Source organism: Pseudomonas marincola (assembly GCF_900116605.1).
In the GTDB taxonomy this organism is placed as follows: domain Bacteria; phylum Pseudomonadota; class Gammaproteobacteria; order Pseudomonadales; family Pseudomonadaceae; genus Aquipseudomonas; species Aquipseudomonas marincola.
Genome location: NZ_FPBC01000007.1, coordinates 207,359 through 226,456, shown reverse-complemented (window position 1 = coordinate 226,456; position 19,098 = coordinate 207,359). Strand labels below are relative to the sequence as shown.

Genomic DNA, 19,098 nt, shown 5'->3' with positions numbered 1-19,098 from the left:
TCAGAGAGGTTTGGACGGGTGCTGCCTTAACGCAGCACCGGGTCAAACTTGATCCGCCGGCCCAAAGCCAGCGCAACAATTGATGCACCCAATGTCAGGCCAAACAGGCCCTTGATCACTGCTGAACTGGATACGCCGGTGATCGCGTCCGTTGCCAGTACAGCCCCGAGCACAACGCTCAGTATCAATAATCCCAGTCCTGCTTTCGACATATTCCCCTCCAGTGTGCACGCAGATAAATCGGTTGGCGCACGGTAAAATCCGCGCTGAACCTAAATCAGAAAACCCAACGCTGATTAGCCTCGCGATCCAGCTCAAACTGCAGCGGCTGGCTGTCGACCAGACTGTCAGCAGAAGAATTAGCTGAAGAATCACTGACCGAAGGTATGAACGACGCTGTGCGCGCCGCCGAATTAGCCGGCAACTGGGTCGGCAAAGTAGGCTGGGTATGAATAATCACCTGAGCGCTTTGTGGCGCGGTGCTTTCGATGGTCGGCGCTGTGGATGCAACCGTTCCGGTGACCACAACTGCTGCAGCACTTAGCAAGTTCAGTACAGTATTCATCGGCGCGACACCCTTCTTAGATTTTGATAATGCAGGGTGTTTTGCAGGCAGCGTGCCAATCAATCTGTAAAAATAAATCCTTATATATCAACAACTTACAAAATTAAAATCGTGCATATAGTTGCATCCTGCACGATAGCATTTTGCATGCATTGCAAAATGCACGACCGAATCCCCGCTAGCTTATTGCGTAGCCGCTACCGGCTCAGAGCTCTCAGCCTGCTTGAGCGGCAAGATCACCTCGAAGGTTGAGCCAGCACCCAGCTCACTGTGCAGCTTGATCGTGCCGTTATGCGCGGTGACGATTTGCTCGGTGATAAACAAGCCAAGCCCCAACCCTTGCGCCGAATGGTTGGCATTGACCCGCTCGAACTGCTCGAAAATCCGCGCCTGATCTTCAGCAGAAATGCCCACACCGTTATCACGCACCTGCACATGCGCCTGATCATTATCGGCAAACACCCGCACCGCCACCGGTTGCTTGGCGCCATAACGCATGGCATTGGTGAGTAGGTTAATCACCACCTGTTCGATCCGGAAAGCGTCCCAATAACCCACAACGCCTTCGCTGATATCGCGCTCCAGTGTGCAACCCGCCTCTGCGAGTTGGGCGCTGTAACTTTCGAGCACGTGCTCGACCAGCACACCGAGATCCACCTCAGCGGGGCGAATCGACAGTTTGCCGGTGCGAATCCGCGAAACATCGAGAATATCTTCGATAAGGCGGATAAGACTGTTGATCTGGCGCTCATCGCGCGTGGTCATGATTTCCAGTCGCTCTGGGGTAAAGGCCTGCAGATTGCCGTTTTGCAGGTGCAGTTTGCGCAACTGGGTTTCCAGAATCAGACCGTTAAGCGGGGTGCGCAGCTCGTGCGAGACTATCGACATGAAGTCATCGCGCATGCGCACCGCCAACTTGAGTTCTTCCTGCGCGCAGCGCAGTTCGCTCAACAGCGCTTCCTGTTCCCGGCGGCTCTGCTCAAGTGCCTGCACCTGGATTTTAATGGCCTGACGCTGGCGATAGAGATCGACAAATACCGCAACCTTGCTCATCACCGCCTGCACATCCAGCGGCTTCTGCAGAAAGTCCACGGCGCCGGTTTCGTAGCCCTTGAAGGCGTAGTTCAGCTCGCGGCCGGCGGCACTGACAAAGACAATCGGAATATTCTTGGTTTTCTCGGTGCCGCGCATCAGCTCGGCCAATTCAAAGCCGTTCATGCCCGACATCTGCACATCGAGAATCGCCAGCGCGAACTCATGCTGGAGCAATAGCCCGAGCGCCTCTTCGCCGCTGCTGGCGTGATAGATGATGCGATCCTTACCCCGAATCAGCGCATCCAGTGCAACCAGATTTTCGGGGGTGTCATCGACAATCAACAGTTTTGTTTCGATCTTGCTCAGCATGTTCGAGTAGCTTCCAGTTCGGCGAGCAATGCTCGGATTTCGACCAGCCCGGCGATAACATCCGGCTGCTGCAAAGCCAGTGCGGCCATAGGCATGGTCGGTACATGTGCCTCGTTCGGGTCTTGCACGACGGTAAAACCGCCCTGTTGCTTGATGGCGGCCAGCCCGGCAGCGCCATCCTGATTCGCTCCGGTCAGGAGAAAACCCGCCAGCGCGGGGCCATAAACATCCGCTGCTGATTCAAATAGAAAATCAATCGCAGGCCGCGAGTAATACACCGGCTCTTCCCGGCTAAACGACAAACTGCGATCAGCCTCCACCGACAGGTGATAGCCAGGCGCTGCAAAATAGATCATGCCGGGCTGCAACTGCTCGCCGCTGTCCGCCTCTTTGGCCGGCAGCCCGAGCCGCCGTCCAAGCACCTCAGCCAGGCTGCTGCGGTGCTTGGACGGCAGGTGCAAAACCACCACGATGGGCACGCCAAAGCCCGGTTGCAGGCCGGCAAAAATCGCCAGCAACGCATTCACGCCTCCCGCCGAGGCGCCCACCACCAGCGCTTCGATTGCTGCCGGATGCGCCGCCAGTGCGGCCCGCCATGCCTGCTGGCTCATAACTTGCGGAAAATCCGCTCGGGTCGGCAGAGCGTCTCAAAACTACGTGCGTAGCTGGAAAAGTCGATGCTTTCCTTACCGCCCAGACCGAGAAAACCACGGTGGCAAAGGGACTCGTGAAACAGACCGAATGCACGATCCTGCAGCGGCTTGTTGAAATAGATGAGCACGTTGCGGCACGACACCAGATGGGTCTCGGCGAACACCGTATCCGTGGCCAGGCTGTGGTCGGCAAAGGTCACGTTGGCGCGCAGGCTTTTGTCGAAAATAACCCCGTCGTAGGCTGCGGTGTAATAGTCGGACAATGCCTGGCGGCCACCCGCAGCCTGATAGTTCTCGGTGTAGGCGCGCATGTTGTCCTGAGCAAAAATCCCGCGCTCGGCGCGCTCCAGTGACACCGGATTGATGTCCGTGGCATAGATGATCGAACGTTCCAGCAGGCCTTCTTCCTTGAGGAGGATGGCCATCGAATAGACCTCTTCGCCGGTGCTGCAACCGGCAATCCAGATCTTCAGCGATGGGTAGGTGTGCAGCACCGGCATGACCTGTTGGCGCAACGCCAGAAAGTAATCGGGGTCGCGAAACATCTCGCTCACCGGAATGGTCAGGTATTGCAGCAGCTGCATGAACGCGCCCGCATCGTAGAGAATTTTCTCTTGCAGGGCGGAAATGCTCTGGCATTCAAGCTGCACCAGCGCATGGCGCACACGGCGCTTAAGCGAAGCCCCGGAGTAGTCGCGAAAGTCATAGTTGTACTTGAGGTAGATCGCCTCGATCAGCAGGCGCAACTCAATATCGCGAGTTCTCTCGGGTGCCATCAGATCCGTTCCAGTTTGGGCATCCATACCCGTATCAATGAAAACAGCCGGTCGAGATCGATTGGCTTGGCCAGATAATCATTGGCGCCGGCCTTGAGGCAGCGGTCCTGATCGTCCTTCATCGCCTTGGCGGTCACCGCAATGATCGGCAGCTTGCGCCAGCGCGGGTCTTTGCGAATGATCTGAGTGGCTTCGTAGCCATCCATTTCGGGCATCATGATGTCCATCAACACCAGGTCAATATCGTCGATCTGATTCAGCTTTTCGATCGCCTCACGGCCATTACACCCAACCTCGACCACCGCGCCCTTCTGTTCCAGCGCGCTGGTGAGGGCGAAGATGTTTCGTACATCGTCATCAACAAGCAGAATGCGCCGGCCTTCAAATACCTTGTCGCGACTGCGGGCAGACTTAAGCATGGTCTGGCGTTCAGTAGACAACTGCGACTCAACTTTGTGCAGGAACAGCGTAACCTCGTCGAGCAGGCGTTCCGGGGAACGCGCACCCTTGATGATGATCGACTTGGAGTACTTCATCAGGTCGGCTTCTTCATCACGCGTGAGGTTACGACCGGTATAGACGATCACCGGCGGGAACGCGCAAATATCTTCACCGGCCATGCGCTTGAGCAACTGATTGCCCTGCATATCCGGCAGTTTGAGGTCGATGATCATGCAATCGAAGATGGTCGTGCGCAGCAACTCCAGCGCCTCTTCACCGAACTCGACGGCGGTGATTTCGATATCGTCATCACCAATCAGGCGGGCAATGCTGTCACGCTGCAAGGCGTCGTCTTCAACCAGCAGGACGCGTTTAACTTGCTGCGAGAGCTTGGCTTCGAGCTTGGCAAATACCGCTTTCAGATGTTCGCGCGTGGTCGGCTTCACCGCGTATCCGATGGCCCCCAACTGCAACGCGGCTTCCATGCGGTCTTCCACCGAGATCACGTGCACCGGAATGTGCCGGGTCAGCGGATTGTTCTTCAGGCGCTGCAAGACAGTCAGGCCGGAAGCATCCGGCAGGCGCATGTCGAGCAGAATGCCTTGTGGCAGCAACCGCCCGGCCAGCTCGACGCCTTCATCGGCGCCATGCGCAACCAGGCAGCTGTATTCCAGCTCATGGGCCAGATCAAAGAGGATTTGCGCAAATTTCGGTTCATCCTCGATCACCAGCACGCAGCGACCGGCTGCTGGCAAGCGCTCGCGGTCGTCGGCAAAGGTTGGCAACGCTGCCGACAGCGCCGGGACAGGCTCATGCGCGACGACTGTCTGCAACTTGGGCGACTCGATTGCGCGAACCGGCTCACTGGCGGGCTCTGCAGACGGCGACTCTTCGAAGGTTTCCGGCAATACCAGAGTGAAGGTACTGCCCTCGCCCGGCGTGCTCTGCAAGCTGATAGAGCCGCCGAGCAATGCCGCCAGATCACGTGAAATCGACAGCCCCAGGCCGGTGCCGCCGTAGCGACGGTTAATCGCCCCATCCGCCTGACGGAAAGCCTCGAACACCGTCTCGTGTTGTTCATCGCTGATGCCAATACCCGAATCCTGCACGGCAAAGGCAACGCCTGCGCCCGGCTGTCGGCCAACGGTGAGTGTAACCTGGCCTTTCTCGGTAAATTTGATCGCGTTCGACAGCAGATTCTTGAGGATCTGCTCGACCCGCTGCTGGTCACTGAACAGGGCGTCCGGCACACCGGCAAGCAGTTCGATGGAGAAGTTCAGTTGCTTGTCGTTGGCCAGCGGTTCGAAGACGTTGCGCAGCCCTTCGACCAGGCGCTCGACTCTGAATTCGTGCGGGCGGACTTCAAGCTTGCCTGCCTCTACTTTGGAGATGTCGAGAATGTCATTGATCAGTGTCAGCAGGTCATTACCGGCGGCGTAAATCGACTCGGCAAACTTGATCTGCTCGGCACTCAGATTGCCCTGCGGGTTATCCGCCAGCAGCTTGGCCAGAATCAGCGAGCTGTTGAGCGGCGTGCGCAACTCATGCGACATGTTGGCGAGAAATTCAGACTTGTACAGGCTGGCGCGTTGCAACTCCTGCGCGCGCTCCTCCAGCAATACCTGCACGCGGCTCAACGAGGCATTGCGTTCATCCAGCGCATCACGCTGGTCGGCCAATACCTGCGCCTGATCCGCTAACTGCTCGTTGGTTTGCTCAAGCTCGGCCTGCTGGGTTTCGAGGTACGCCTGCGACTCCTTGAGCACCCGCGACTGTTCTTCTAGCTCTTCATTGGCGGTGCGCAATTCTTCTTGCTGCACCTGCAACTCTTCGTTGAGCTGCTGGGTTTCAGAGAGCATCTCCTGCAGACGTTGACGATTGCGCACTGCATCAATCGAAGTTCCCAGCGCATCGCTGATCAGTTCTAGAAACTCGCTGACTTGCGCAGGAATAGGCTGCAAAAATGCCAATTCGACTACGCCGTTAACTGAATAGCCATTGCTGATAGGCAACAGCACAATGCTCACCGGGTTGGTGCTGCCCAGACCGGAGTTTACTTTCAGGTAACTGTTGGGCAAGTTGTCGAGTTGCAGCAGTTTGCGCTCGCTCGCCGCCTGCCCGACCAGCGATTCCGTGCTGCCAAAATTCTGCTCGGCCTCTTCCATCTCCTTCGAGAAACCGTAGCTGGCCACCCGGCTGATATCGCCCTGCTCCGAGCGCACATAAAACGCGCCCACAGAAACCTGCAAATAGCCCGCCAGGCAATTTAGTACATTGCGTCCGAGCGCCGGCAAACTGGGCTGTCCAAGCACCTGCTCGGCCAGCAGGCTCTGGCCACTACGCAGCCAGGCCTTTTGCTCGATAAGCTCTGTGCTCTGCTGCTGACGGTCGAAAATTTCACGGTACTCGGCCGCCAGTGTCATCAAGTCGCGGCGGCCAAAATAGGCCAGCAGACAACTCAGCGTCAGGCTACCGAGCACATAAAGGGCGACATACAGGGTCACCGAATCGTTGGTTTTCTGGTTACGCGCCTGGCGCTGCTGCTGCTCGATCTGAATAAAGTTGTCGTACTCTTCCCGCGCATTATCGGTGATCCGCTTGCCGCGTCCGGCGCGCACCGCACTCTGAAAATCGACGTTGTCACGACGCAACTCGATCATCATTTTGGCGTAGTCGTCCCATTCCTCGTGCAGCGCCTGAATCCGGCGCAAGCGAGCACTCTGATCCGGGTTTTCTTCAACCAACTTGGCAAGATCGGCCAGCTCGACCTTGATCAGGGGCTTGGCCTCTTCATACGGTTCCAGAAAACTGTCATCACCGGTAATCAGAAAACCGCGCAGCGAGGTTTCCAGATCAACCGTCAGCTTGATCGAGTGATTGGCGCTGCTGATGATCTCATCAGTTCGCTCCACCCACTTCTGCACACTCATCAGATAGAAGATCAGGCCAATGAAAAAAACGGCGCTGACCAGCCCGATAGCAAGCGGCAAAGTGATGTTGCGGCGAACAAGCTGGCGAAAGCTTTGCTCACTCTTGGTGGCTGCGATGGTCATGGTCTGCCCCGAGCTAAAAGTTTGGATTTTGCAGGAAAAAGTTCAAATAATCATACTTAAGCGCTGCGACAGATGAGAAAATGCAAAATAAACATCTGTTTCGTCGAGTCAACGATACTCATGTCACACGCCAGCCGCAGAACAATCTATAACCTTATTGAGCCGCATTTGGTGGCTGTAATGGGCAGATTGCGAGACGCAAGTGCTCAACTCTGTCACCATTAACAGCTATTTTTTTGAAGGCCTGCCCATGCATAACCCGTCTGACAACACACAAAGGACAAGTGCTCAAACCATCTTGCTGGTTGAGGACGATGCCGTGGTCAGAACGCTCACCCTGGAAGTACTTGAAGCCTTTGGCTACAACGTTTTCGGCGCAGAGGATGCCGACTCAGCCCTGACAATCCTGCGCAGCGAGCAAGCCCTCAGCCTGCTCATGACCGACATCGGCCTGCCGGACATCAGCGGTCTGGAACTGGCCGAACAGGCGCAGGCATTACGCCCGGACATTCCGATACTGCTCGCCAGTGGTTATGACGCGCAGCCACACCAAGGCCTGCAGAACGGCGGCGGTAATGGCCTGATCGCGACCATCACCAAACCATTCCAGCTCGACCAGCTACGCAACACGCTGCAAAGCTTGCTCGCCATCTGATCCAAACGCCGCCGCGTCGCACCCCAGTCGAATTATCAGGCAAATCAATGAGCCTTGACCCGCACTGGGAGTCAGGCACTCTCGGGCAGATGATCACTCAATGGAAATCTGCCATGCCGAGCCTCAATCCCAGTCGCGAACAGCTTGCCGAATTTGCCGAACGGATGCCCGCCAACACGCCGATCCTTATGCTCAATCTGCTGCGCTTCAATTCGCAAGCGGCCTACCCGGCAGATAGCCCGCACAGCCCCTGCAGCGGCCAACAGGCCTACGCGCGCTATAGCCGCGTTGCGCTGAAAAAGGTGCAAGGTGTGGGTGGGTCGGTCGAAGTGCTGGCCAATGCGCATGTGGCGCTGATTGCCCCGGCGGATGAGCAATGGGATCAAGTGTTGCTGGTGCGTTATCCGTCCAAGCAGGCATTTCTGGGCATGATCAGCGACCCTGAATATCAGGCGGAAACCGGACACCGCACGGCGGCGCTGGCCGACTCCAGACTGATCGGCACAACGCCTGCGGCAAACTGAAACGCTCAGCGCATGCTGTTAAGCACCAGCAAAATTGCTGCGGTTTCGGTGTCTGGCTCGCCATCATAACGGGCCTGACGGTATTTCATCTGGAAGGCGGCAATCACGTTGCGTGTGGCCTTATCCAGCTCGCCAGTCTGCTCCACGGTGTAACCCTGGCGCTTCAACTGTTGCTGAAACCAGCTGGCGCTGGGTACTTGTCCGGCCATTTGGCGTTGAGTCAGCAGCACCCGATTGGCGTCTGGCCAAGGCACCAACCCGGCATCGGCTAAACGCTTCCAGGGGAACAGCGGGCCCGGATCAACCTTGCGCTGCGGCGCGGCATCGCTGTGGCCGATAATGCTGCCAGGCTTGAGATTGTGACGCTGCATGATGTCTTTGAGCAGCACGATCAGGGTGTCGATCTGCTCCTCGTTAAACGGCACCCACTGGCGGCCATTCGGCGTGTCGCGGTAACCCTGATTGACCAATTCGATGCCAATCGTGGTGCTATTCAGCCAGGTGCGGCCCTGCCACTCACTGACTCCGACATGCCAGGCGCGGCGATTTTCATCGACCAGCCGGTAGATGGTCGCCGGGCTGTCGCCAATCAGGTAATTGGCGCTTACATCGGTCTGGGTCAGCAGTTGCAATGAGCGCGGCAGATCCGCTGCGGTGTAATGCAGCACGATGTATTGCACGCGGCTGCCCTGCCCGGTTGCCGTGTAGCTGGTGTCGATACTCGGCCCGCTGCTGCAACCGGCCAGCACTGCGAAAAATAAAGCAAAAACAAAAAATCTCATGGCGTTATGTGCAACACACTTTGCAGGTTATCGAGCAACATATCGACGCTGAGCATGATCAACAACATGCCCATCAGCCGTTCAACTGCTGTTAACCCGCGAGGACCTAAGAAACGCTGCAGGAGCGATGCCTGCAACAATATGAAAGCAGTCGCTGCCCACGCCAGAATCAGCGCCAGGTAAAGCTCCCACAACTCGCCCTGATGAGTATTGCGCAGGGTCATCAACACTGCCAACGCAGAGGGACCAGCCACCGCCGGAGTCGCCAGCGGCACCAGCATCGGCTCGCCATCCGGAACATCGCCAAGCACACCTTGCGGGCTCGGAAAAATCAGGCGCATGGCAATCACGAACAGGATGATACCGCCGGCAATCGCCGTTGCTTCACGCGACAGGCCCAGCCCACTGAGAACTTTGTCACCAAAGGTAAGAAACAACAGCAACAAGGCCAACGCGAACAGCAACTCACGAGCGGCAACTTTAAGCCGGCGCTTGGGTTCGACGTTTTTCAGGGCAGCAATAAAGATGGCGATATTGCCAAAGGGGTCGGTAACCAAAAAAATCAGCACCGCGATACTCAGTATTTCCATGCACCACTCTCCAGACTATGCGCATAGTCTAGAGGGGTTCGCGCCTCACGTCTGTTGGCGAAGCGCTGCAAGTTCCTGATTGGCAGGTGGAAATGGACGAATCAGGCGCGCGAATCAGCCTTGACCACGCGGTTGCGCCCTGCTCTTTTCGCCCGGTACAACGCCTGATCGGCCCGCTCGAAAACCTGATCGGCCTGATCGCCCGGACTGAACGCACTGATACCGGCTGACAGCGTGATGGTCACGCGCTCACCTTTAAAGTGGAACGGACAGGCTTCGACCGAGGTGCGCAGCAGATTGACCAGACGAATGCCGCTGTCGAGCGATGTAGCAGGCATCAGCACGACAAATTCTTCGCCGCCATAACGGGCCATGAAATCGGTCTGGCGCAGCCGCTTGTTGAGTATCTTGGCGATAATTTTCAGCACCCGATCACCGGCCAGGTGACCGTAGTCATCGTTGATGCGCTTGAACAGGTCGATATCAATCACCGCCAGCAGCAATTCGCCGCCGTAGCGCTGCCAGCGGGCAACCTCAAGCTCAAGGCGCTCGTTCCAGGCGGCACGGTTGGGAATTCCGGTGAGCGTATCGAGCAACGAACGCTGGCGCTGCTTCTCAATATGTTCCTGAAAGCCGAGGGCCTCCTGCTCCATCTTGGCGACGCGCTCGACCAGTGTGCGCAAGTGCTCGGCAATTCCACGGTCACGGTCTTCACGTTTCTGCTGATGTTCGCTCAGGGTGCCCAGCAAGCCATTGAGGCGTGAGTCGACCACTTCCTTGAGGGAGCGCAGATCGGTCGCCTCTTGCACGCTGGTATTAAGCCCGCTGACTTGCTCGCGCAGCTCGGTATCCAGATCGCGCGCGGCGTTGGAGGCGTCATCATGGCCTTCCTGCGCCTCTTGCAGGCTGCCCTGAAAACTTTCGAGGCGCTCGTTGAGCTGCTTGAGATAGCCTTCAAATTCGTGCTGACTAACATCAGCGATGGCCAGCATGAGCACGGCCAGATCCTCAAGGATCGGCACCAGTTCATACATGTTGAGCCCGACCAGAATGCGCTCACGCATCATTTCGGCCTGCTGCTGATGCTGCTCCGGCAGGGGCAGATCCGTCAGCAATTTGAGCAGCGTGTGCTCAACATGATTGGCGATCAGGCTGTAGACCTGCTCGGGCTCCGGTTCAGGTGTCGCCGGTTGGGCATCGGCGGTTTCGGCTTGTTCCGGGCTTGCGTCGTCTGACGACTCAGCAGCCGATAGCGCAGTGGGCGCAACCAACAGACTGTCGGCAGGCATGGGCAACGTGTCGAGCGCGCCGTTTGCTGGCACGGCGGCGATCTCGGCCTGAACACTTTCTGCGCTGCCGGCGACAGGCTCTGCAGTGGCGTCGGCTTGAACCACCGGCGCACTGTCTTGCGCGCTGACCAGCGGCGCAAGCTGTTCGCCACCGTCCTGACGGCCACCGCTTTGACGGCCACCAAACAAACGAGCCAACAATGGCTGCCGCGCTGGTTCATTGGCATTGCTGGTGTGCGCAGCCAGCGTCTGGTTCTGCAAATGGCTCAGCTCGGCAAGCAGCCCGGGCAATTCACTCGAATGCCCTTGGCGCTTTTCCAGCCGCCGGGAGAAGTCCTTGAGTGATTTTCGCAAATCGCGCGGCAATTCAAGTTCGAGCAATTGACTGGCCAGGCGCAACAACGCCGAGTCGATTTTCTCGATATTCAGGTGGCGATTTTTTTCCGAGTCCAGCACCGCTTTCTCAAGCCGTGGGATCAGGCCTGAAAGGCCTTTATCGATGTCGTCCTGACGCAGCACTTCGCGCAGCGAATGCATGCACTGATCCACAGCCGCATCGGCGCCTTCAGCAGCCAGGCTGCTGCGCACCAGACCTCTGCGCATGAGATCGAGTCTTGCTTGCCAACGGGCGTCAATTGCTTCTTGTTGTTCTAGACCGGCCAGATATTTTTCTTTCCAGCGATCGGCGTTGTCGCTCATTCAATACTTCCGGTTGAAGGCGTATCGAACGCCATTAACTGGCCGCTACTCAACGCTTGGGGCAAACGAATTTCCATGGCCACTGGCAGGTGATCCGAAATCGGCAGGGCCAACACCTCAACCCGCTCCAATGCCAGTTCCGAGCTCAATAATATATGATCGAGACAGCGTTGCGGACGCCAGCTGGGGAACGTTGCCGCGACCTGTGGGGCCAGCAATTGCAAGTCTCGCAGCGGTGAGTTCTGCAGCAGATCTGTGGCGTGGGTATTCATGTCACCCATCAGGATCTGGTGTTTGTAGCCGCCAATCAGCTCGCGAATATACGCCAACTGGCGGTTACGGGCGCGTGACCCAAGCGACAAATGCATCATCACGACTGCAATTGCGTCATCGCCCTCGCCCAAACGCAGCAATAGCGCCCCACGGCCGGGCGGGCCGGGCAACGGATGGTCTTCCAGCAGGGCCGGACGCACACGACTGAGCACACCGTTACTGTGTTGGGCAAAGCGCCCGAGATTACGGTTGAGTTGCTGATACCAGAAGGGAAATGCGCCCAGGCGAGCCAGGTGCTCGACCTGATTGATATTGCCGCTGCGGACACTGCCGCCATCGACTTCCTGCAAGGCCACCAGATCGTAATCGGACAGCATCTCGCCAATGCGCTGCAGATTGCCTGCGCGCCCGGCATGCGGCAACAAATGCTGCCAACTGCGAGTCAGGTAATGGTGATAACGCTCGGTGCTAATACCCACCTGAACGTTGAAACTGAGCAGGCGCAACCGGCCATTTTCCGGCAAGTGGCTACTCGCTGGACACTCAGAGTTGACCTGTGGAGTACACAGGCCAACCTTACGGCTTGATGTCCAGCGACGCAGCATGCGCGAGCTCCGCGCCTCGGATCGCGGCTTATTTGGCGGCGCGTTCCTTGGCGATCAGTTGATCAGCAACATCCAGTGCCTGGGTCGGGCCACCAGCGCTGGTGATATCAAAGCGATACTTGCCATTGACGATCAATGTCGGTACGCCGCTGATCTGGTAAGCCATCGCCAGCTTCTTGTCTTTCTCGATCTGGCTCTTCACGCCAAACGAGTTGTAAGTTTTCAGGAAGGTGTCTTTGTCGACGCCCAGAGTGGCGAGAAACTCAGCCATCTCTTCCGGTGTCGCCAGCTTCTTGCCTTCTTTGTGGATGGCTGCGAACACGGCGCCGTGCACCTGATCTTCAACCTTCATGCTCTCCAGCGTTACGAACAGCTGGCCATGCACGTTCCACAAGCCGCCAAACATGGCTGGAATACGGACGAAGTTCACGTCATCCGGCAGCTGCTTGACCCACGGGTTGATAGTCGACTCGAACTGATAGCAGTGCGGGCAGCCATACCAGAACAACTCGACGACTTCGATTTTGCCCGGTTGGGAAACTGGCACCGGATTAGCCAGTTCAACATATTGCTTGCCTGCCTCAATCGGCTCGGCCTGAACAGCCATGCCAAAAACGCTGGCGGCAACCAGTGCAGCACCCAGAATCAATTTACGCATGCAGTACTCCTTAGCAAATAAGCATCGCCCAGCGGCAGAATATTTTCGACCCGCTGCCTGGGCTCAGGTTCAAGCTATTGTAGCGACGAACTCAACAAAAAAGGGTGGCCACTGCCACCCTTTCTCGATCACATCATTACCAGCGGTTACGCGATCAGTGCAGACCCTGCACGTAGCTCGAAACGGCAGCGATGTCTTTGTTGCTCAGCTTGGCAGCAATCATACGCATGATTTTAGCGTCGCCGTCGTTGGTGCGGTTGCCTTCGCGGAAGTCAGTCAGCTGCTTGGCAATGTAAGTCGCGTGCTGGCCGCCCAAGTGCGGGAAGCCTGCAGCCGCAATACCTGCGCCATTCGGCGAGTGGCAACCGGTGCATGCAGGCATGCCGTCTTCTAGCTTACCGCCACGGAACAGTTCTTCACCGCGCTTGACCAGTGCCGGGTCAGCTGCGCCAACGCTCATTTTCTGGCTGGCGAAATACGCCGCGATGTCGGCAATATCCTGCTCGGACATGTTGTCGAGAATACCGGTCATTTCCAGAACGGTACGGCGACCTTCCTTGATGTCGTGGATCTGCTTTTGCAGATAACGCTCACCCTGACCGGCCAGTTTAGGGAAGTTCGGTGCAGCACTGTTGCCATCAGGACCATGACAGGCGCCACACACAGCAGCTTTGCTCTGACCAGCAGTGGCGTCGCCAGCGGCATGGGCCAGGCCGGTGATCCCCAGGGTCAACAGCAGACTCACGAGTATTTTGTTCATCAGCTAATCCAACTACGGCTAAGAGAAAATAAGTTATGGACCGGGTTTACTCGCTCATCAACTTGATGACAGCTTGGTAATCCTCGGCCGTGCAGTCCATGCACAAGCCGCCGGGCGGCATGGCATTAAGACCATTGGTAACGCTCTGCACCAGTACATCAGTACCCTTGGCCAGACGCGGTTCCCAGGCAGCCTTGTCGCCTCGTTTTGGCGCGGTAGGTAAGTTACCACTATGACATGCAGAACAAGCCTTGGCATAAACCGCCTCAGGATCTTGCGCAGCCTGCAGGTTCAAAGATAACAACAGCGCACCAGCACCTAACAGCAACTTCTTCACATGATCTACCTCATCTGGGGGGAACGGTCTGCGTTCTACGCGCAGAAGATGTTAGTCGTTCCCGTGGACACTTACCTGAATCAGGACAAAGCGCACACAAAATCGCCGGCATTATATACTGACGACACTGAAACTTAAACGACGCCGCTTGCCGTGCTAACCAGCAGAGGGCAGGATGCGCGCAATTGTCGCAAGTGCCGCACCGCAGTCAGTATAAGCTGAGCTGTAGTTAAGCCCGCCCTCACCGGATGTCCTATGCAAGCTAAAAACCCCATCATCGGCCTGTGCCAGCAATCGAGCTTCTTGATCAGTGCCGCCAAGGTTGATCAATGCCCTGACGATACTGGCCATGAAGTGGCCTTTGCCGGGCGCTCCAATGCCGGCAAGTCCAGCGCACTGAACACGCTGACTCACGCCAACCTCGCGCGTACCTCGAAAACCCCCGGCCGCACTCAGCTGCTCAACTTTTTCCGCCTGGACGAAGAACGCCGCCTGGTCGACTTGCCGGGCTATGGCTATGCCAAGGTACCGATTCCGCTGAAACTGCACTGGCAGAAACACCTTGAAGCGTATTTGGGCAGCCGCGAGAGCCTGCGCGGATTGGTATTGATGATGGATATTCGTCATCCACTGACCGAGTTCGACCAGTTGATGCTGGATTGGACCCAGGCCAGCGACATGCCGATGCATATTTTGCTGACCAAAGCGGACAAACTGACCTTTGGTGCGGCCAAGAACACATTGCTCAAAGTGCAGCAGGAAATCCGCCAGCGCTGGGGTGATCACGTGAGCATCCAGCTATTCTCGGCGCCAAAGCGCATGGGCATCGAAGAAGCGCACGCGGTATTGGCCGACTGGCTGCAACTGACCCCGCCTGACGAGGCGCAATAAGCGCCGGAGGATGGATAGCCTCAAAAGGGGCTATCCGTCATAACCATTCGTGCAGCATTGGGTATACCCGCCAGACCGCAATGACGGTTTACCCTGCGGGTTAACCATCCTCCGTGCCTGACCGGACGGCTTGATGGAGGATGGAATCCGCAACGCGGCTTCCGTCATGGCGGTTTTTCGACATGCGCGGCATTGCGTCGAATGTTTAATCGTTATGACGGTTTACCCGGCGGGTTAACCATCCTCCGTGCGTGACCGGACGGCTTGATGGAGGATGGAATCCGCACCGCGGCTTCCGTCATAACGGGCTCTCGACAGGCGCGGCCTTTGCGTTGAATGTTCGATCGTCATGACGGTTTACCCTTCGGGCTAACCATCCTCCGTGCGTGACCGGACTATTTGATGGAGGATGGAATCCGCATCGCGGCTTCCGTCATGACGGTCTCTCGACAGGCGCGGTCTTTGCGTTGAATGTTCAATCGTTATGACGGTTTACCCTGCGGGTTAACCATCCTCCGTGCGTGACCGGACTGCTGGTGGAGGATGGAATCCGCATCGCGGCTTCCGTCATGGCGGCCTCCCGGCAGGCGCGGCCTTTGCGTTGAATGTTTAATCGCTATGACGGTTTACCCTGCGGGTTAACCATCCTCCGTGCGTGATCGGACTGCTGGCGGAGGATGGAATCCGCACCGCGGCTTCCGTCATGGCGGCCTTCCGACAGGCGAGATTTTGCGTCGAATGTTCAATCGTTATGACGGTTTACCCTGCGGGTTAACCATCCTCCGCCAGCCTGTTCCCGTCGATGGCGACGGGATCGTTGTTTGGCCTGCCTGAACTTTTCTTCAGGCAAAAAAAACCCCGAGTCTCGTATGGGGAGGGAGAGGCCCGGGGTTTAAGGTCTGAACCGCTAGGGCGGGGTCCAGATGTCTGCCAACACTTAACACAACAAAGGAGCAATGAAGGGCTTTATAGGCCGTTCACAATCTCTGACTGTGCGTGTTCAGACAAAGTTCAGGGATTTTTCAAAACGTTTTGCGATTAAATAAATAACCTTAATAATTCAATGGCTTATGTTGCACACGCGGTCGAATAAAATCTTCCGACCGCTCTATCTAGGGCGTATCAGTGCGCCTCGTCCCAGTTGTTGCCCACGCCAACCTCGACCAATAAAGGCACATCCAGCTCAGCGGCAGCCGCCATTTTCTGCTTGATCTGCTCGGTGACCTGTTCGACCAGATCTTCGCGCACTTCAAGCACCAACTCATCGTGAACCTGCAGGATAACCCGCGCATCAAGCCCGGACTCGACGAGCCAGTTATCCACAGCAATCATTGCCCGCTTGATGATATCTGCCGCCGTGCCCTGCATCGGCGCATTGATCGCGGTGCGCTCGGCGCCTTTGCGCAGAGCGCCGTTCTTGGCGTTGATTTCCGGCAGGTACAGGCGACGGCCAAACAGGGTTTCGACATAACCTTGCTCACCCGCCTGCTCACGCGTGCGCTCCATGTAGGCCAACACACCCGGATAACGCGCGAAATAACGGTCGATATAGGCTTGCGACTGTTTACGGTCCACGCCGATCTGTTTCGCCAGGCCAAACGCACTCATGCCGTAAATCAGGCCGAAGTTGATCGCCTTGGCGCTGCGGCGCTGATCCGTGCTGACCTGATCAAGCTCAACCCCGAATACCTCGGCTGCCGTTGCGCGGTGCACGTCGAGGTCGTGGCGGAAGGCGTCGAGCAGGCCCGCGTCCTGCGCGAGATGGGCCATGATTCGCAGTTCGATTTGCGAATAGTCGGCCGCCAATAGCTTGTAGCCCTTGGGCGCGACGAAAGCCTGACGAATACGCCGGCCTTCGGCGCTGCGAATCGGAATGTTCTGCAGGTTCGGGTCAGATGACGACAAGCGCCCGGTCGCCGCCACAGCCTGATGGTAGCTGGTGTGGATGCGCCCTGTGCGCGGGTTGATCTGCTCCGGCAAACGGTCGGTGTAGGTGCTTTTAAGCTTGCTCAGGCTGCGGTATTGCATCAGCACTTTCGGCAGCTCGTAATCCTGCTCAGCCAGCTCGGCAAGTACCGCTTCGGCCGTGGAAGCCTGGCCCTTGGCGGTCTTGCTGATAATGGGATAACCCAGCTTTTCGTACAGAATCACCCCCAATTGCTTGGGTGAGGCCAGATTGAACTCCTCGCCGGCAATCGCGAACGCCTCACGCTCAAGCGCCACCAGCTTCTCGCCCAACTCCTGACTCTGTTCGCCAAGCAGCTTGGCATCGACATACGCGCCCTGACGCTCAATACGCGCTAGCACCGGCACCAGCGGAATTTCGATTTCCTGCAACACCTTGACCACGCTCGGCACAGCCTCAAGCTTTTGCCACAGCGTGTTGTGCAGGCGCAGGGTTACGTCGGCATCTTCCGCGGCATACGGGCCGGCTTGTTCGAGGGAGATCTGATCAAATGTCAGCTGTTTAGCGCCTTTGCCGGCGATGTCTTCGAAACGGATATTGCTGTGGCCGAGGTATTTCAGCGCCAGGCTGTCCATGTCGTGACGGGTCGCGGTGGAGTCGAGCACGTAGGATTCGAGCATGGTGTCGAATGCCACGCCTTGCACGCTGATCGGCGTTGAGGCGTTGGCCAGAATGTTGATGTCATATTTGGCGTTCTGACCGACCTTGGCTTTTTTCGGGTCTTCAAGAATCGGCTTGAGGGCCTTGAGCACTGCATCGCGGTCGAGTTGAGTCGGCACGCCCATGTACGAGTGCGCCACCGGAATGTAAGCCGCTTCACCGGCTTTAACCGCAAACGACAGGCCCACCAGCTGCGCCTGCTGAGCATCGACGCTGGTGGTTTCGGTGTCAAAGGCGATGAGGTCGGCTTTATTAAGCTTTTCCAGCCAACGGTCGAAGTCGGCCTGCTCAAGAATAATCTGATAGTCGCCCGCAGGCGCTGCATCAGTGGTTACATCGGCGTCTGCAGCAACGGTCTCAGCCGGCGCAGACTGCTCATAAGCAACACCTGTCAGCGGTGCAGTGGCGGGCGCATCGGAGAACAGGTCCACGACCGAGTCCGCAGGTGCGGCCTTGGCTGCCGGTGCTTTGTTCTTACGCTGCACGGCATCCAGCCAGCTTTTGAACTCAAGCGTGGCGTAAAGCTCGGCCAGCGCCGGCAAGTCTTCTTCACCGGGATGCAGATCGTCTATTTCGATGCTCAGCTCAACATCGAGTTTGATCGTCGCCAGCTTGTAAGACAAATACGCCATGTCGCGGTGTTCTTCGAGCTTGGCGGGCAGGGTCTTGGCGCCGCGAATTGGCAAACTCGGAACCTTGTCGAGATTGGCGTAGATCACATCGAGGCCGCCGCCAACACCCACCAACAAACCCAGTGCGGTTTTTTCACCGACTCCGGGCACGCCTGGAATGTTGTCGACCTTGTCGCCCATCAGCGCCAGATAATCGATGATCAATTCCGGGCCGACGCCAAACTTCTCGATAACCCCGGCAATGTCATACACGCTGCCGGTCATGGTGTTGACCAGCGTTACGTGCTCGCACACCAGCTGCGCCATGTCCTTGTCGCCGGTGGAGATCACCACATCACGGCCTTCGGCAGCAGCTTTGCGGGCGAGGGTACCGATAACGTCATCGGCCTCGACGCCTTCAACGCACAACAGCGGAAAGCCCAGCGCCTTGACGCTGGCATGCAACGGCTCGACCTGCACGCGCAGATCATCCGGCATGGACGGGCGATTGGCTTTGTATTCGGCGAACATCTCATCACGGAAGGTGCCGCCCTTGGCGTCGAAAATCACCGCAAAGGGGCTGTCCGGGTATTGCTTGCGCAAACTTTTGAGCATGTTCAACACGCCCTTGACCGCGCCAGTAGGCACACCTTTCGAGGTGGTCATCGGGGGCAGGGCATGGAAGGCGCGGTACAGGTACGAGGAACCGTCGACCAGTACGAGAGGGGTTTGGCTCATGAGCAGATTCAACCTTTGCGACGGAGGCAGATTCACCAACAGGGCGCGGCAGACAACTGAGGCGGACAATCACCCGCTAAATTGCTACAGGTCATGAATTTGCCCTCATGTACCTGCGCATTAAGCGCGTCTGGCCCTCAGTAGTTTGCCAATAGCCTGTTAGAATAG

The 19,098-nt window shown here is 57.3% G+C and carries 17 protein-coding genes; 3 read left to right on the top strand and 14 right to left on the bottom strand.

From position 1 onward, the window contains the following. Positions 1–26: 26 nt before the first annotated feature. The 6 genes from BM395_RS13515 to BM395_RS13490 form a co-directional block, all read right to left on the bottom strand. Complete coding sequence (locus BM395_RS13515; protein WP_090512625.1) at positions 27–212, bottom strand: PA3371 family protein; 186 nt, start codon at positions 210–212, stop codon at positions 27–29. Between the two features lie 65 nt (positions 213–277). Beyond that, positions 278–565 carry a hypothetical protein gene (locus tag BM395_RS13510; RefSeq protein ID WP_069900879.1) on the bottom strand — a complete coding sequence of 96 codons (288 nt, stop codon included), beginning with the start codon at positions 563–565 and terminating at the stop codon, positions 278–280. Between the two features lie 183 nt (positions 566–748). Then, the gene (locus tag BM395_RS13505; RefSeq protein ID WP_090512622.1) at positions 749–1,969 is read right to left on the bottom strand and encodes a hybrid sensor histidine kinase/response regulator; all 1,221 of its coding nucleotides are present in this window, start codon (positions 1,967–1,969) and stop codon (positions 749–751) included. Further along, on the bottom strand, positions 1,963–2,580 hold the full coding sequence (locus BM395_RS13500) for a chemotaxis protein CheB (RefSeq protein WP_090512620.1): 618 nt from the start codon (positions 2,578–2,580) through the stop codon (positions 1,963–1,965). Before BM395_RS13500 ends, BM395_RS13505 begins: the two co-directional genes overlap by 7 nt. Beyond that, a complete protein-coding gene (locus BM395_RS13495; RefSeq protein WP_090512617.1) occupies positions 2,577–3,398 on the bottom strand; it encodes a CheR family methyltransferase in 822 nt (273 codons plus the stop codon). Before BM395_RS13495 ends, BM395_RS13500 begins: the two co-directional genes overlap by 4 nt. Beyond that, positions 3,398–6,892, bottom strand: coding sequence for a response regulator (locus BM395_RS13490; RefSeq protein WP_090512614.1), 3,495 nt, complete (start codon positions 6,890–6,892; stop codon positions 3,398–3,400). Before BM395_RS13490 ends, BM395_RS13495 begins: the two co-directional genes overlap by 1 nt. A gap of 250 nt (positions 6,893–7,142) precedes the next feature. Between BM395_RS13490 and BM395_RS13485 the strand changes: the two genes are divergently transcribed. Together BM395_RS13485 and BM395_RS13480 are read left to right on the top strand one after the other, a co-directional pair. Then, positions 7,143–7,547: a response regulator gene (locus BM395_RS13485; RefSeq protein WP_090512724.1), complete on the top strand. Its 405-nt coding sequence runs from the start codon at positions 7,143–7,145 to the stop codon at positions 7,545–7,547. 113 nt (positions 7,548–7,660) lie between these two features. Beyond that, positions 7,661–8,071 (top strand): DUF1330 domain-containing protein, encoded by a 411-nt coding sequence (locus BM395_RS13480; RefSeq protein WP_090512611.1) that lies wholly within the window; start codon positions 7,661–7,663, stop codon positions 8,069–8,071. 5 nt (positions 8,072–8,076) lie between these two features. Here BM395_RS13480 and BM395_RS13475 read toward each other — a convergent pair whose 3' ends face one another. The 7 genes from BM395_RS13475 to BM395_RS13445 all read right to left on the bottom strand — a co-directional run bounded on the left by BM395_RS13475 (position 8,077) and on the right by BM395_RS13445 (position 14,064). After that, entirely contained in the window at positions 8,077–8,853 is a 777-nt protein-coding gene (locus tag BM395_RS13475) for an N-acetylmuramoyl-L-alanine amidase (RefSeq protein ID WP_090512609.1), read from the bottom strand. Further along, the gene (locus BM395_RS13470; protein WP_069900892.1) at positions 8,850–9,443 is read right to left on the bottom strand and encodes a MarC family protein; all 594 of its coding nucleotides are present in this window, start codon (positions 9,441–9,443) and stop codon (positions 8,850–8,852) included. The genes BM395_RS13475 and BM395_RS13470 overlap by 4 nt, the downstream gene beginning before the upstream one ends. 101 nt (positions 9,444–9,544) lie before the next feature. Then, positions 9,545–11,431, bottom strand: coding sequence for a GGDEF domain-containing protein (locus BM395_RS13465; protein WP_090512606.1), 1,887 nt, complete (start codon positions 11,429–11,431; stop codon positions 9,545–9,547). Further along, entirely contained in the window at positions 11,428–12,309 is an 882-nt protein-coding gene (locus BM395_RS13460; RefSeq protein WP_090512604.1) for an endonuclease/exonuclease/phosphatase family protein, read from the bottom strand. Before BM395_RS13460 ends, BM395_RS13465 begins: the two co-directional genes overlap by 4 nt. Before the next feature lie 28 nt (positions 12,310–12,337). Continuing rightward, positions 12,338–12,967, bottom strand: a complete 630-nt coding sequence (locus tag BM395_RS13455; RefSeq protein WP_090512600.1) for a thiol:disulfide interchange protein DsbA/DsbL — start codon at positions 12,965–12,967, stop codon at positions 12,338–12,340. Positions 12,968–13,121: 154 nt separating this feature from the next. Further along, complete coding sequence (locus BM395_RS13450; protein WP_090512597.1) at positions 13,122–13,727, bottom strand: c-type cytochrome; 606 nt, start codon at positions 13,725–13,727, stop codon at positions 13,122–13,124. 46 nt (positions 13,728–13,773) lie between these two features. Then, positions 13,774–14,064, bottom strand: a complete 291-nt coding sequence (locus BM395_RS13445) for a c-type cytochrome (RefSeq protein WP_069900902.1) — start codon at positions 14,062–14,064, stop codon at positions 13,774–13,776. A gap of 255 nt (positions 14,065–14,319) precedes the next feature. Here BM395_RS13445 and yihA point away from each other — a divergent pair, with 255 nt between their 5' ends. Further along, a complete protein-coding gene (yihA, locus tag BM395_RS13440; RefSeq protein ID WP_069900904.1) occupies positions 14,320–14,955 on the top strand; it encodes a ribosome biogenesis GTP-binding protein YihA/YsxC in 636 nt (211 codons plus the stop codon). A gap of 1,122 nt (positions 14,956–16,077) precedes the next feature. Here the strand turns inward: yihA and polA are convergent. Then, positions 16,078–18,930 (bottom strand): DNA polymerase I, encoded by a 2,853-nt coding sequence (gene polA, locus BM395_RS13435; RefSeq protein WP_090512595.1) that lies wholly within the window; start codon positions 18,928–18,930, stop codon positions 16,078–16,080. Between the last annotated feature and the right edge of the window lie 168 nt (positions 18,931–19,098).